The sequence below is a fragment of the Roseibium alexandrii DFL-11 genome, from assembly GCF_000158095.2.
Taxonomy (GTDB): Bacteria; Pseudomonadota; Alphaproteobacteria; order Rhizobiales; family Stappiaceae; genus Roseibium; species Roseibium alexandrii.
In genome coordinates this window covers 4,705,944-4,720,110 of sequence record NZ_CM011002.1, presented here as the reverse complement: position 1 = coordinate 4,720,110, position 14,167 = coordinate 4,705,944, and the positions used below count along the sequence as shown (strand labels likewise).

12 protein-coding genes are annotated in these 14,167 nt (G+C 57.1%); 5 read left to right on the top strand and 7 right to left on the bottom strand.

Annotation, left to right across the window (positions count from 1 at the left end; all coding sequences use genetic code 11):
- The first annotated feature begins 5 nt into the window (after window positions 1-5).
- The 3 genes from SADFL11_RS21810 (at window position 6) to mgrA (ending at window position 3,310) form a co-directional block, all read left to right on the top strand.
- Window positions 6-767, top strand: coding sequence for a c-type cytochrome (locus tag SADFL11_RS21810; protein ID WP_008196221.1), 762 nt, complete (start codon window positions 6-8; stop codon window positions 765-767).
- A 48-nt stretch (window positions 768-815) separates the two neighbouring features.
- Window positions 816-2,093, top strand: a complete 1,278-nt coding sequence (locus tag SADFL11_RS21805; RefSeq protein WP_040450980.1) for an NAD(P)/FAD-dependent oxidoreductase — start codon at window positions 816-818, stop codon at window positions 2,091-2,093.
- Between the two features lie 167 nt (window positions 2,094-2,260).
- A complete protein-coding gene (mgrA, locus tag SADFL11_RS21800) occupies window positions 2,261-3,310 on the top strand; it encodes an L-glyceraldehyde 3-phosphate reductase (RefSeq protein ID WP_040450981.1) in 1,050 nt (349 codons plus the stop codon).
- Between the two features lie 46 nt (window positions 3,311-3,356).
- On the opposite strand, the gene SADFL11_RS21795 is transcribed toward mgrA, so the two are convergent.
- From SADFL11_RS21795 to hutI, 7 genes are all read right to left on the bottom strand, one after another.
- A complete protein-coding gene (locus SADFL11_RS21795) occupies window positions 3,357-4,907 on the bottom strand; it encodes a TRAP transporter large permease (protein ID WP_040450982.1) in 1,551 nt (516 codons plus the stop codon).
- Window positions 4,904-5,407, bottom strand: a complete 504-nt coding sequence (locus tag SADFL11_RS21790; protein WP_008196430.1) for a TRAP transporter small permease subunit — start codon at window positions 5,405-5,407, stop codon at window positions 4,904-4,906. Before SADFL11_RS21790 ends, SADFL11_RS21795 begins: the two co-directional genes overlap by 4 nt.
- A 143-nt stretch (window positions 5,408-5,550) precedes the next feature.
- The gene (locus SADFL11_RS21785) at window positions 5,551-6,648 is read right to left on the bottom strand and encodes a TRAP transporter substrate-binding protein (RefSeq protein WP_008197117.1); all 1,098 of its coding nucleotides are present in this window, start codon (window positions 6,646-6,648) and stop codon (window positions 5,551-5,553) included.
- A 47-nt stretch (window positions 6,649-6,695) separates the two neighbouring features.
- Window positions 6,696-8,369: a urocanate hydratase gene (hutU, locus tag SADFL11_RS21780; RefSeq protein ID WP_008195564.1), complete on the bottom strand. Its 1,674-nt coding sequence runs from the start codon at window positions 8,367-8,369 to the stop codon at window positions 6,696-6,698.
- Window positions 8,362-9,195, bottom strand: coding sequence for an N-formylglutamate deformylase (gene hutG, locus SADFL11_RS21775; RefSeq protein WP_008194876.1), 834 nt, complete (start codon window positions 9,193-9,195; stop codon window positions 8,362-8,364). Before hutG ends, hutU begins: the two co-directional genes overlap by 8 nt.
- A complete protein-coding gene (gene hutH / locus SADFL11_RS21770; protein ID WP_008190996.1) occupies window positions 9,182-10,738 on the bottom strand; it encodes a histidine ammonia-lyase in 1,557 nt (518 codons plus the stop codon). The genes hutG and hutH overlap by 14 nt, the downstream gene beginning before the upstream one ends.
- Window positions 10,735-11,940 carry an imidazolonepropionase gene (gene hutI, locus SADFL11_RS21765; RefSeq protein WP_040450983.1) on the bottom strand — a complete coding sequence of 402 codons (1,206 nt, stop codon included), beginning with the start codon at window positions 11,938-11,940 and terminating at the stop codon, window positions 10,735-10,737. The genes hutH and hutI overlap by 4 nt, the downstream gene beginning before the upstream one ends.
- An 83-nt stretch (window positions 11,941-12,023) precedes the next feature.
- Between hutI and SADFL11_RS21760 the strand changes: the two genes are divergently transcribed.
- Window positions 12,024-13,412 carry a formimidoylglutamate deiminase gene (locus SADFL11_RS21760; RefSeq protein ID WP_008191051.1) on the top strand — a complete coding sequence of 463 codons (1,389 nt, stop codon included), beginning with the start codon at window positions 12,024-12,026 and terminating at the stop codon, window positions 13,410-13,412.
- 18 nt (window positions 13,413-13,430) lie between these two features.
- Entirely contained in the window at window positions 13,431-14,132 is a 702-nt protein-coding gene (locus tag SADFL11_RS21755; protein ID WP_008196807.1) for a GntR family transcriptional regulator, read from the top strand.
- The last annotated feature ends 35 nt before the right edge of the window (window positions 14,133-14,167 follow it).

The following is a 14,167-nucleotide window of genomic DNA, read 5'->3' as shown; positions in this document are numbered from 1 at the left end:
CCGGCATGGACCAGACGCAGAAAAACACCGCAGGGTTTTGTGCCGGCTCTCCAGATTGGAAACATGCGGCATGGACACAGGCAACGATCTGGATCGCAGGCGCAATGCTTTTATTGGCGGCGCCGGCCATGGCATCGGACGGCGATCCAATAAAAGGTGAAAAGCTCTTTAGAGCCTGCAAGGCATGCCACCAGGTTGGAACCAACGCGCGAAATGGCGTTGGCCCTCATCTCGACGGGCTTTTTGAACGCCCGGCCGGAACCCTGGAAGGGTTCAAGTATTCCAGTGCGATGAAGAAACTCGGCAGTGAAGGCATGGTCTGGAACGAGTTCTCGTTGGACCTTTATCTCGAGAAGCCGCGTGAATATGTGCCCGGAACCCGTATGTCCTATCGCGGCATGCCGGGCCGTCAGGATCGCACACACATTATCGCCTACTTGAGAGAGCTTTCCAAAGCTGAGCCGGCGTCAAAACCAGAGCTGGAAACTGTTACGCCGGAAATGGGTGCTGTTGCCATGCAGATCAACGGCGACATGGCCTATGGCGAATATCTTTCTAGTGAATGTGTCACCTGTCATCAGGTCTCCGGCCGGGCCGATGGCATCCCGTCCATTATCGGCTGGCCTAAGAAACCATTCATCCGGGCGCTCTTTGAGTACAAGACAAATGTCCGCAGTCATCAGGTCATGCAGAACATGACAGTCAACCTCGGCAACGAGGAAATCGCAGCCTTGGCCGCCTATTTCGGGTCCATCGACCCGCAATGAGGTTTAGTCAATAGCAGAGGCCAAACTGCTTACTTGGGAGGAAATGACATGCCAAATCTCACACGCCGTAGTTTTGGGCTTCTGGTTGGCGCTGGGGCGACATCCCTGGCCCTGCCGTACTACGCCCGGGCGCAAGGGAAACCGAAAGCCGTCGTTATCGGCGGCGGCGCCGGAGGCGCAACGGCCGCCCGGTACATGGCCAAGGATGCCGGTGAGGATCTTGACGTCACTCTGATCGAAGCCAACCCGGCCTACACCACCTGCTTCTTTTCCAACCTATATCTCGGCGGTTTCCGCGACTTCGACTCCATAACGCACGGCTACGACACACTTGCTTCGAACTACGGCATCACGGTTGTAAACGGCATGGCAGATGCGGTTGATCGGGATGCCAAGATGGTCGTTATGGCGGACGGTTCCAAAGTGCCCTATGACCGACTGGTCGTGTCCCCGGGCATTGATCTCATCTACGACAGTGTGCCTGGCTATTCAGAAGAAGCGGCTGAAATCATGCCGCATTCCTGGAAGGCTGGTCCTCAGACCCAGCTTCTGAAAGCCAAACTGGATGCTATCGAAAACGGCCAGCAAATCGTGATGGTGGCCCCGCCGAACCCGTATCGGTGCCCACCGGGACCGTATGAGCGCGTGTCGATGATGGCGCATATTCTTAAATCCAAGGGGCTGAACGACAGCAAGATCGTCATCATTGATCCCAAGCCGAAGTTCTCCAAACAGGCGCTTTTCCAGGAAGGCTGGGACAAGCACTATCCCGGCATGATCGAATGGTATGGACCGGATGTGCATGGCGGCATCGTCAAGGTCGATGCGTCAACCGGGGAGGTCGAAACGGACCTGGACACCTTCCAGGGCGATTTGGTGAACGTCATCCCGGCGCAAAAGGCGGGCATGATCGCTTCCAAGGCCGCACTTGCCAATGACAGCGGGTTCTGTGCCATTGATCCGGCATCCATGCGCTCCAAGGAAGACGATTCCATCTTTGTTATCGGAGATGCCTGCATCGCCGGCGACATGCCAAAGTCCGGCTTCTCGGCGAACAGCCAGGCCAAGGTGGCAGCCATGACCATTCGCGGTGACCTCACCGGGTCCCGTGTTTTCCCGGCAAAATACTCCAATACCTGCTGGAGCCTGATCGAGACCAACGACGGCGTAAAAGTCGGCGCACAATATGCCCCGGCAGAAGAAAAAATCGCGTCCACCTCGAAATTCATCAGCCAGACCGGTGAAGATGCAGGTCTCCGTCAAGCGACCTATGAAGAGTCGATCGGCTGGTACAAAGGCATCACCACCGACATGTTCGGCGCCTAATTCCTCCCCCACCTTGCTTGCGGCAGCGCAGCCTGCCGCAAGCCTCTTTTTCATCAGCACTTCAGTCCATACTTCACATCACCTGCCTTTAGTGCGAAGACAGCGTCCCCCTCCATCGACATTCCGAAACAGTGTTGCTTGGAAAAAACCAGCCAAATGGAGACGCAATGACCTGGACCGCATCGCCCGACCGTTACACCAGCATGGACTACCGCCGCTGTGGTAGGTCCGGATTGAAACTGCCGCTCATTTCTCTGGGGCTTTGGCACAATTTTGGCGATGACACCCCGCACCAGCGCAAACAGGAAATCGCGCGGACCGCTTTTGATCTCGGCATCACCCACTTCGACCTTGCCAACAATTATGGTCCGGCAAAGGGCTCCGCGGAAAGCGCATTCGGCGAACTCCTGCGCACCGACTTTGCGCCGTATCGGGACGAGATGATCATTTCGTCCAAGGCCGGCTACGACATGTGGCCTGGGCCTTATGGCGAATGGGGCAGCCGAAAATACCTGATTGCGTCCTGCGACCAATCCCTTAAGCGCATGGGTCTCGACTATGTCGACATCTTCTATTCACACAGGTTCGACCCGGACACGCCATTGGAAGAAACCATGATGGCATTGGACCACATTGTCCGCTCCGGACGAGCGCTATATGTCGGCATCTCCTCCTACAACACCAAACGGACACAAGAGGCAGCGGCAATCCTGAAGGAGCTCGGCACTCCATGTCTGATCCATCAGCCGAGCTATTCCATGATCAACCGATGGGTGGAAGAAGACGGGCTTCTGGACACCTTGGACGATCTCGGCATTGGTTCCATTGCCTTTTCCCCACTCGCCCAAGGCATGCTGACAAACAAGTATCTGAAGGACATTCCTGAAGGCAGCCGGGCCACGCAGGGCAAATCCCTGCAGGACCAATTCCTCAGCGATGAGAACCTTGCGACCATCCGGACACTCAACGCCATCGCCGAGCGGCGCGGGCAGACACTGGCGCAGATGGCACTCGCCTGGGTTTTGAGAGGCGGCCGCGTCACGACAGCCCTGATTGGGGCAAGCCGTGCAGCCCAAGTGATTGACTGTGTCGGCGCGCTTAACAATCTCGAATTCACTGAGGCCGAGCTTCAGGAAATCGATGCGACAGCCAAAGACGCCAACATCAATCTTTGGGCGGCCTCGTCTGAGCGCGAAGGCCCCTCGCGGAAGAAATAGATCCGGACACCGGGCGGTTTCGGCCGCCCGTTTTTTCTTTGAATTTTTAATAGAGCCAGCGAGGCAGCCAGGTCGCGATGATCGGGAACATCCAAAGAATCGCAACAGCGGCGATTTGCAGTCCGATAAACGGAACAACACCACGATAGATCTGTCCGGTGGTGATTTCCTTCGGCGCAGCGCCGCGCAGATAGAATAGCGAGAATCCGAAAGGCGGCGTCAGGAAAGACGTTTGCAGATTGATTGCGATCAGAACCGTGAGCCAGATCGGATCAATACCCATCAGGATGAGCGGCGGGATCAAGACGGGCAGCAGGATCACCGAGATCTCGACAAAGTCTAGGAAGAAGCCCAACACGAAGACGAACAGCATGGCGAAGATCAGCGCGCCCGTGGCGCCGCCAGGCATTTCCTTCAAAAGCTCATGAACCCGGTCTTCCCCGCCCAGGCCGACAAATACCAGACTGAAAAAGCTCGCCATCAGGATGGTTGCAAAGATCATCGATGTTACGGTCAGGGTCGACAGCAATGACGACTTCAAAAGCCCGTCGGCAAATGCCGCGCGCAAGATTTTGAGGACGACGCCCAGCGAAAAGAGGGCGAGCCCGGCATAGATCGCGGCAAGCACATAGCCACCAATCGTCACGTCTGATCTTTGAAGGCGAACGGGAAAGGCCGCAGCCGAAACTGCAAGTACCAGCAAGGCAAACGTCGCCAGAACGATGAGTTTGACCGGCACGCCCAACCGCCGGCCAGCCAGCAAGATAGCTCCAACGGCGCCGACAGAAGCGGCTTCATTCGGAGATGCTACACCGCCAAGGATCGAGCCCAAGACAGCAATAATTAGTAGGATCGGCGGCACGATTGCGGATGCGATTTCAACGCCGCTTGGTGGCTCAACACTCTCCTTCATTGCAGGAGCGTCGCCCGGAAAAAGCTTCGCCCGACCAATGATATAGACGCAATAGACTGCTACGAGCAAAAGTCCGGGTACCATCGCAGCGGCAAAGGTCTGACCAACAGAGATGGTTTCGATCGTGAACTTGCCTTGCGCATATTGCGCCTGCTGGAAGGCATTCGACATGACATCGGCAAGGATGATCAAAAGGGTCGAGGGCGGGATGATCTGACCAAGTGTACCGGCTGTGCAAACCATGCCGGAGGCCAATTTCGGATCATACCCGTTGCGCAACATGGTCGGCAGGGCGATCAAACCCATTGCAACGACCGTTGCGCCGACAATACCGGTCGAGGCGGCCAGCAGAGCGCCAACCAGAACGACGGAGACACCAAGGCCGCCATTCATCTTGCCGAACAGTCGGCCCATCGTTTCAAGAAGATCCTCGGCAATCCGGCTTTTTTCAAGTATCACCCCCATCAACACGAACAGTGGGATGGCGGTGAGCACAGGGTTGGTCAGAACTCCAAAGAACCGCTGACCCATGGCGCCCATAAGCTGAATGTTGAAGTCCCCAAGCATCCAGCCAAGAAGCGCGAAGCCGGTTGCAACGCCGGCAATCGTGAAGGCCACCGGATAGCCCAAAAGAATAAAGGCGATCAGCGCCCCGAACATCATCAAGTCAAGAGGAAGGCTCATGCAGCGGTGGCTTTCAGACGGGAGATATCACGGATCAGGGCAGCTGCGCCTTGAACGAGCAAAAGAATACAGTAGGCCGGAATGAGGGTCTTCAACAGGAAGGAGGCCGGGATCCCGCCAACAGAAATCGGCCCCTCGAGTATTGCCCAGCTGCTGCGCACAGTCGGCCAAGAGAACCACAACAGAATAAGCAACGCTGGCGTCAGCAGGAACAGATGGCCAAAGATGTCGATCCAGGCCTGTGTGCGCTCGCTTGCCTTGGCATAGAAAATATCCACCCGTACATGGGCATTGACCAGGAACGTGTACCCTGCGCCGAGCATGAAGATGGCTGCATGGAAATACAAAACGCCTTCGTCGAGAAAGATAAAGCTGTAGCCAAAAACATAGCGCAGAAGCACAATCACGAACTGCAACATCAGCATGCCCAGCGCGGCCCAGCACAGGGTGTTGCCTATAAACGAGTTCAAGCGCTCCAGCACACCCGCAAACTTTTCCATCGCGGTTGGTTCCTGTTTTTCTTACTTGGTCACCCCTCATCGTGAGGAGCCGGACCAGATGGTCAAGTCATGCTGTAGCGACCGGAGAGGGTTTCCACTTCTCCGATCGCTGAAGGCAAGGCTGTGCCTTACATTGCCGACGATCAGTCGTACTTGTAGTCCAGCAGACGCGCGTTCATCTGGCCATTGTCAGCGTAGGGCATGTAATCGCGCATCAGTTTGCGATAGCCGAGGAAGCTCTCCGTGATCTGCTTGACCAGATCGTCGCTGTCTGCACGCAGGTCCGCGATCACTTCACCAGCTGCATTCCCCATCGCCACGATCACATCGTCCGGGAGCTTACGCACCATCACGCCATGATCGTTGACGAGACCCGTCAAAGCCTGTGCGTGCTTGGTGTTGTACTCGGTCAGGACATCGTTGTAGAGGCTGGAACACGCTTGCGTGACGACCTCTTTGAGATCATCCGGCAGTTCGTTGTAAGCATCCAGATTGACCGCGCATTCTTCAGCGGAAGACGGTTCACCAACCCCAGGCCAATAGTAGTTCTTGGCGATCTGGTAGTAACCGAGCGCGCTGTCCGTCCACGGGCCGATGAACTCGCCAGCATCAAGGGCGCCAGACTGAAGTGCCTGGAACATAGCCGGGCCGCTCATGGCCTGTACAGCCATGCCGAGCTTGGAGCACATTTCTGACGCAAGACCCGTTGAGCGGAACTTCAAGCCTTTGAGATCGTCAACACTGTTGATCTCGTTGCGGAACCAGCCAGCCCATTGCGGACCGGAGTTGCCGCACAAGAACGGCTTCAGATTGAAGCGTCCGTACATTTCATCATAAAGCGCCTGGCCACCACCATGGATCAACCAGCCGGCTTGTTCGGGAGCCGTAAGACCAAACGGCTGGGACCCAAACAGCAGGATGCCCTTGGACTTGGAACCCCAGTAGGCCGGGACCGCATGATAAAGCTCAGCAGTTCCCTGCCCGACGGCATCGAAAACGCCATTGCCCGGAACGATTTCCCCGGCGGCAAACAGCTTAACCTCGATGCGCCCGCTTGAAAGCGTCGTGATACGGTCCGCAAGCATCTGCGCAGCAACGCCTGGTCCTGGCAGGTTCTTCGGCCAGGCTGTAACCATGCGCCACTGGCGGACATCTTGAGCAATGGCAGGTGCTGCGAGCGTAGTCGCTGCTGCACCTGTTGCGCCGATTGCACCGGCTTTCAGAAAATCACGTCTTTTCATCTTGTCCTCTTTGTCAAAGGTGATTGGAGGGCTGTCCGCCGTTGTTTTTATCTCTCAAGGATACCCGGCAGGTTCAATCCCTGTTCTTTTGCGCAATCCAGCGCAATTTCGTAACCCGCATCGGCATGCCGCATCACACCGGTCGCCGGATCATTCCAAAGCACACGCTCAATCCGGCGCGCGGCATCATCCGTTCCATCACAGCAAATGACCATGCCCGAATGCTGCGAGAACCCCATGCCGACACCACCACCATGGTGCAAAGACACCCAGGTTGCGCCAGACGCAGTGTTCAAAAGTGCGTTCAAAAGCGGCCAATCTGACACCGCGTCTGAGCCATCTTTCATGGATTCAGTTTCCCGGTTCGGAGACGCCACGGACCCACTGTCCAGATGATCGCGGCCAATGACGACCGGGGCCTTCAGCTCACCGTTGCGGACCATTTCGTTAAAGGCAAGACCCAACCGGTGGCGTTGGCCAAGACCAACCCAGCAAATCCGGGCTGGCAGTCCCTGGAACGAAATCCGTTCCCTGGCCATGTCGAGCCAATTGTGAAGATGCTCATCATCCGGAATGAGTTCCTTCACCTTGGCGTCGGTCTTGTAGATATCCTCAGGATCGCCGGAAAGCGCACACCAACGGAACGGACCAATCCCGCGGCAGAAGAGCGGCCGAATGTAGGCAGGCACAAAGCCCGGGAACGCGAATGCGTTTTCAAATCCCTCTTCCAAGGCGACCTGGCGGATGTTGTTGCCGTAATCCAGCGTTGGCACACCGGCATTCCAGAAATCGACCATCGCCTGAACATGGACCTTCATCGAGGCGCGGGCGGCTTTCTCGACGGATTTTGGATCTGTCTCTGCTTTTGAGCGCCATTCGGCAACGGTCCAGCCTTGCGGCAGGTACCCATTGACCGGGTCATGCGCAGACGTTTGATCGGTGACGATATCCGGTTTGACACCGCGTCTGACGAGCTCTGAGTAAACGTCTGCAGCGTTGCCGATCAACGCAACGGATTTCGCGTCGCCCGCCTTCGTCCAGCGCTCGATCATTTCCAGCGCTTCGTCGAGGGAATGCGTTTTTTCATCGACATATTTTGTGCGAAGGCGGAAATCAGCGCTCTTTTCATCGCACTCGACCGCAAGACAGCAGGCTCCGGCCATGACCGCAGCAAGCGGTTGCGCACCGCCCATGCCGCCAAGTCCACCGGTGAGAATCCAGCGGCCTTTCAGGTTGCCCTCATAATGCTGGCGGCCGGCTTCCATGAAGGTCTCATAAGTGCCCTGAACGATGCCCTGCGTGCCAATGTAGATCCAGGAGCCCGCAGTCATCTGGCCGTACATAGCCAGGCCCTTTTTATCGAGTTCGTGGAAGTGGTCCCAGTTCGCCCAGTTCGGCACCAAGTTGGAATTCGCGATCAGAACGCGCGGCGCATCCTTATGGGTCTTGAACACACCAACCGGTTTGCCGGATTGAACCATCAAGGTTTCATCATCTTCCAGAGACTTCAAGCTCGCGACGATCTGGTCGAAATCATCCCATGTGCGCGCAGCACGGCCGATCCCGCCATAAACGACCAGCTCGTGGGGATTTTCAGCAACATCTGGATGCAGGTTGTTCATGAGCATCCGCAACGGAGCTTCCGTCAACCAGGACTTGGTATTGAGCTCCGTCCCCGTCGGCGGGAAAACGTCATGTGCATTGTGGCGGCGGTCAACCATGGTTGGCTCCCTCGGAATTTTTGCTGTGTTGGACGAGCGCAGGCGCGAGATCAGCCAATGCGCTGAGAATTTCTTTGAGATGGACCCGCAAACGCCCGGCTTTCACCTCGTCATAAGCAAAGGGCGTGTCTTCGCTCACAAGATGCGTGGATTGAGCCAGCTCCATCTGGATGGCATGGAAGCCGCGTGCCGGCTGGCCATAGTGGCGGGTGGTCCAGCCGCCCTTGAAGCGGCCGTTCAGGATAGACGAGTAGCCTTCAGCCTTCGAAGTGAGATCGACAACGGCTTTTTCGATTGTCGGTGCGCATGTTGCGCCACCATTGGTTCCGGTGTTGAAATCCGGCAGCGTGCCCTTGAACAGGTAGGGCACAACGGAGCGGATCGAGTGGCAATCGTAGAGAATTGCGATGCCATGTTTCGCGTATACCCGATCCAGTTCGGCCTTCAGTGCAGCATGATAAGGCGCATGCCAGGCCAGCCGCCGCTTTTCGATCTCTTCTGGATCCGGCTCGCTGCCGTCCAGATAAATCGGGCGTCCGTCAAAGTCCGTTGTTGGACAGAGCGTTGTCGTGTTCTGTCCAGGATAAAGGCTGACGCCTTCCGGGTCCCGGTTGGCATCGATGACATAGCGGTGAAAATTTGCCTTCACCATCGTCGCGCCTGGCAGGAGGTCAGAATAGAGTTGGTCAACGTGCCAATCAGTATCGGCAAGCTTTTGGCCGACTTCGTTCAGGTCGGACCAAATCTCAGGCGGCACGTACGTTCCGGCATGAGGCACCCCAAGCACCACCGGTCCGTCACCTTGAAAGACCTCAACCGGCTGCATAGGCACCTCCAAGAACCAAGGTGGCATTGTCATCAAGAAACGCAACCAGACTCCGGGACTCGATCAACTCTGCCGCGGTCTCCAGGTCCGGTGCCAGGTACCGGTCCTTCTCCAGTGCAGGGATTTTTTGCCGAAGCTGTTCCAACGCGTTTTGCAGCGGTGCACTCGTCTTGAGCGGCGCGCGATGTTCGATCCCTTCGGCAGCACAAAGCAGTTCAACACCCAGGATATGAGCCAAGTTCGCGTTCATGCGTGCCAATCGGCGTGCGCCGTGCGCAGCCATCGACACATGATCTTCCTGATTGGCACTGGTGGGCGTGGAATCTGTTGAGCATGGATTTGCGAGATGTTTGTTTTCGCTCATCAATGCAGCAGTCGTCACCTCGGCGATCATAAGCCCGGAATTCAAACCTGGATCGCGCGCAAGAAACGGAGGCAAATCGAAAGACAGAGCAGGATCTACCATCAAGGCAATGCGCCGCTGGGCAATTGCCCCGAGTTCAGCTATCGCAAGCGCAATCTGGTCTGCGGCAAAAGCAACAGGCTCTGCGTGAAAGTTGCCACCGGAAACAATCCGGTCTTCCTCTATCAAAACCAGAGGGTTGTCGGTTGCCGCATTGGCTTCAATCTCAAGTGTGTTGGCCGCCGTCCGTAGAAGATCAATACAGGCACCTGTCACCTGCGGCTGGCAGCGGATGCAGTAGGGATCCTGAACACGGATATCGCCTTCCCGGTGGCTCTCACGGATTTCGGACCCCTCCATGACTGCGCGCATTGCGGCAGCCACTTCGATCTGACCACGATGGCCACGCAATTCATGGATTTCTGGAAGAAGCGGCGCCGTGGACCCCATAATGGCATCGGTTGACATGCTTGCGGTCAGGACCGTTGCTTCGGCAAGACGCCAGGCTTCAAAGAGACCGACAAGCGCGCACGCTGTCGAAAACTGTGTACCGTTGATAAGGCCGAGGCCTTCCTTGGGGCCCAAAACGACCGGCTTGAGCCCGGCCCTTTCGAGCGCGGCCCCACCCGGCATTCGCTCGCCGCCGAATTCTGCTTCGCCTTCGCCAATGAGAACGGCGGCCATGTGGGCCAAGGGTGCCAAATCACCGGAAGCTCCAACAGAGCCTTGAGATGGCGTGACAGGCGTAACACCCTTTTCAAGGCAAGCTTCGATCAGCTCCAACACTTCAAGCCGAACCCCGGACGCACCGCGTCCGAGGGAGAGAAGCTTTAGGACCATCATCAAACGGGTTGTGGCCGTGTCAAGCGGCTCTCCAACGCCGCAGCAATGCGACAGGATCAGATTACGCTGAAGTGTCTCTGTGTCTTCAGCGGCAATCTTTACACTCGCCAGCTTCCCGAACCCTGTGTTGACGCCATAGACGGCCTCTTCACCGCGTGCGGCTTTACCAACCCGCTCCGCAGCCAACCGGATTGCAGCTTCTGCAGCCCGGTCGACCCGGACGGGAAGGCTTTCACGGTAGACGCGTTCCAGATCGGCAAGGCGAACAGCGCCCGGAGACACAACAAGAGCACTCATGCGGCTCCTCCAAAAATTCGTTTTTCAAGGGCGTTAAAGCCGATGCGATAGCTGAGTTCTGCCGGGTGTTGAACGTTCCAGATGGCGAGATCGGCTCGTTTTCCGGCCTTCAACGTACCGCGGTCCGTAAGACCCAGCGCCTTGGCCGCCTCGCGGGTGACACCGGCAAGTGCTTCTTCCGGTGTCATACGGAACAATGTGCACCCCATATTCATGGTGAGAAGCAGCGAAGCGAGCGGCGAGGACCCAGGATTGCAGTCGGTCGCAAGCGCCATGGGCACTTCATGCCGACGCAGAAGTTCAACCGGCGGGGCTTGCGTTTCGCGCAGGGTGTAGAATGCTCCCGGCAGGATGACAGCAACCGTGCCGCTGCTGGCCATAGCCTTGACGCCAGCTTTATCCAGGTATTCCAAATGATCTGCCGACAGAGCCCCATAAGAAGCCGCAAGGGCGGTTCCGCCAAGGTTTGACAGCTGCTCGGCGTGGAGTTTGATCGGCAGGCCCAGCTCGACCGCCTTATCGAACACTTTCGCGATCTGGGCCGGGGAGAAGGCAATGCCTTCACAAAAACCATCGACCGCATCGACCAAACCTTCGGCTTGGGCAGCTTCAAGCGCCGGCAGGCAAACCTCCGAGAGGTAAGCGTCCGCCCTGTCCTTATAGTCTGCCGGAACAGCATGGGCACCGAGGAACGTCGTGCGTATTGTGATCGGGCGCAAGCTGCCGACCTTGCGGGCAACTCTGAGCATCTTAAGTTCGGTCTCCTGATCGAGGCCATAACCCGATTTGATCTCGATCCCGGTAACACCTTCGGCAATCAGCGCATCCACGCGGGACAGTGCGCCTTTAAGCAATTCGCCTTCACTGGCTGAACGCGTTGCTTTGACGGTCGAGACAATGCCCCCGCCCGCCCGGGCGACTTGCTCGTAGGATGCCCCTTCGAGCCGCATTTCGAATTCACGGGCCCGGTCGCCGCCAAAGACAACATGGGTGTGGCAATCGATGAGACCCGGCGTGACCAGACGCCCGTTCAAGTTCTCATTTGGAAAATCAGCGAATGATTCCGGCAGATTTGCAGCTGGGCCAGCATAGCCGATTGTCTCGCCGTCGATGGCAAGCATACCGTCTTCAATCAAGCCGTACGAATCTCCCGTCTCGGTGAGTGTTACCAGTTTGGCATTTGTAAGCAGGCGCTGTGGCACCGGACATCTCCCGCTTGATTAGATTGCGATAAAAGATAATATGCATGCACATATTAACGTGTCAACGAGGGAAAGAGACCGGCATGCCCACGGCGCAAGACAGCACCATTTTTGCAGACAAGGCGCTGCTTCCCACTGGCTGGGCGGAAAACGTCCGCGTTTACTTCTCGGCTAACGGCGAGATTTCTGCGGTCGAAACAAATGCCCCTTCACTAGCTGGAGAGGGGCACCGGGTCGCGATCCTGTTACCTGCGCCGTCCAACCTGCACAGCCATGCCTTTCAGCGCGCGATGGCCGGAATGAGCGAACGCCGGGGTCAGGAGAGCCACGACAGCTTCTGGACCTGGCGGCAAATCATGTTCCGGTTTCTCGACACGCTCACACCAGATGATGTCGAAGAAATTGCCGCCTTCGTCCAGATGGAAATGCTTGAGGCCGGCTATGCGGCTGTTGGGGAATTCCATTACCTTCATCATCAGCCTGGCGGCGCGCCTTATGGCAATCTTGGCGAAATGTCCGAGCGGATTGCAGCGGCTGCGAGCGAGACCGGCATTGGGTTGACCTTGTTGCCGGTGCTTTACACGTATGGTGGCTGCGACCGGCGCCCGTTGGCGCCGGGACAAATCCGCTTCGGCAATGATTTCGAGCAGTTCCAAAAACTCCATGAACAGGCGGGCGACACCCTGCGGTCCCTCGATAACGACAGCGTATTGGGCGTCGCTCCCCATTCGCTGCGCGCAGTCGATTCAGATGCGTTGAAAAACGCTATCGTACTCGCGGGGCAAAAACCCTTGCACATGCATCTGGCGGAACAAGCCGCCGAAGTCGAAGAAGTTCTTGAAGCGACCGGTAAGCGGCCAGTCGGCTGGCTTTTGGACAACCACGATGTATCGAAAAACTGGTGCCTGATTCACTGCACGCAGATGACGCCTGAAGAGACCGTTGGACTGGCGCGGACCGGCGCAGTTGCCGGGCTTTGTCCAATCACCGAATCGAGCCTCGGAGACGGGATCTTCGACGGCGTCCGGTATTTGGATACCGGCGGCCGGTTCGGAGTTGGATCTGATTCCAACATTCGAATTTCATTGTCAGAAGAATTGCGCACACTCGAATATTCGCAGCGCCTTCGCGACGAATGCCGCGCGTCGGTGGCAAATCCCGAAAATTCGACGGGCCGCGTGTTGTTTGATGGTGCTGTTGCCGGAGGTGCGCAAGCGTGTGGACGCAGTGCTGGACAGATCGCTTCCGGTCACCTTGCCGACATGGTCGCCCTGGATGCAAATGCCATCGACCTTGAAGACCGCGAGGGCGATGAGATTCTGGATGCCTACATCTTCGCGGGCGATGACAGGATGGTCCAGGATGTCTGGTGTGCAGGCCGCCATGTTGTTACCGGTGGAATCCATGTAAAAGGCGAGAAAATCCGGGCGCGCTACCGAGCGACGATGAAGGCGTTGCGCAGCCGCATCTAAACAAGGAACTGATCGTCTGTGGCCCTTACTGATACGAACTCCTGGACTGGCATTCGCGAAGAGCTTCTTCGCCGGATACACGACCGCGTCTGGGAACCGGGTGCGCAGATCCCGCACGAAGCGGACCTGGCAGAGGAATTCGGCTGTGCACGCACGACCGTCAACCGGGCACTCAGGGATCTGGCTGAAAGCGGGTTGGTTATCCGCAAACGCCGCGCGGGCACGCGTGTTGCGCTTAATCCGCCGCAGCGGGCAACACTCACGATTCCGATCATCCGGGAAGAGGTGGAAGCGCTCGGCAAGACCTACCGGCACAGTCTTCTGGAACGGGACTATCAGCCGGTTCCACCAATGCTCCACGGGGTATTTTACGCATCGCTCGGCGATGACGTGCTTTATCTGAAAACGCTTCACTTTGCGGACGACCGTCCTTATGCGTTTGAAGAGCGTTACATCAATCTTGATACCGTTCCCGAAGCTCGGCAGCGCAAGTTCGAGGTCTCCAGCGCGAACGAATGGCTGGTCCACAATGCACCGTATAGCCGGGGCGACCTTTCTTTTTCAGCCCTCAATGCCAATGAAGAAACCGCCCGGATCCTTGATTGCACACCGGGGACAGCACTGTTTGCCATGGAGCGCATCACTTGGACCGGCGATGCGCCGATCACAAATGTGAAACTCATCTTTGCTCCAGGCTACCGAATGCGCAGCCACATATAAAAGCTGGACGTATTCTTTGAGGCAAAGGCACCTTC

Bases quoted from the DNA above. Each gene is read 5' to 3' on its own strand.
- SADFL11_RS21790 (WP_008196430.1), bottom strand. From the start codon at position 5,407: ATGGAAAAGTTTGCGGGTGTGCTGGAGCGCTTGAACTCGTTTATAGGC.
- mgrA (WP_040450981.1), top strand. From the start codon at position 2,261: ATGACCTGGACCGCATCGCCCGACCGTTACACCAGCATGGACTACCGC.
- SADFL11_RS21785 (WP_008197117.1), bottom strand. From the start codon at position 6,648: ATGAAAAGACGTGATTTTCTGAAAGCCGGTGCAATCGGCGCAACAGGT.
- hutU (WP_008195564.1), bottom strand. From the start codon at position 8,369: ATGGTTGACCGCCGCCACAATGCACATGACGTTTTCCCGCCGACGGGG.
- hutH (WP_008190996.1), bottom strand. From the start codon at position 10,738: ATGAGTGCTCTTGTTGTGTCTCCGGGCGCTGTTCGCCTTGCCGATCTG.
- SADFL11_RS21760 (WP_008191051.1), top strand. From the start codon at position 12,024: ATGCCCACGGCGCAAGACAGCACCATTTTTGCAGACAAGGCGCTGCTT.
- hutG (WP_008194876.1), bottom strand. From the start codon at position 9,195: ATGCAGCCGGTTGAGGTCTTTCAAGGTGACGGACCGGTGGTGCTTGGG.
- SADFL11_RS21810 (WP_008196221.1), top strand. From the start codon at position 6: ATGGACCAGACGCAGAAAAACACCGCAGGGTTTTGTGCCGGCTCTCCA.
- SADFL11_RS21795 (WP_040450982.1), bottom strand. From the start codon at position 4,907: ATGAGCCTTCCTCTTGACTTGATGATGTTCGGGGCGCTGATCGCCTTT.
- SADFL11_RS21805 (WP_040450980.1), top strand. From the start codon at position 816: ATGCCAAATCTCACACGCCGTAGTTTTGGGCTTCTGGTTGGCGCTGGG.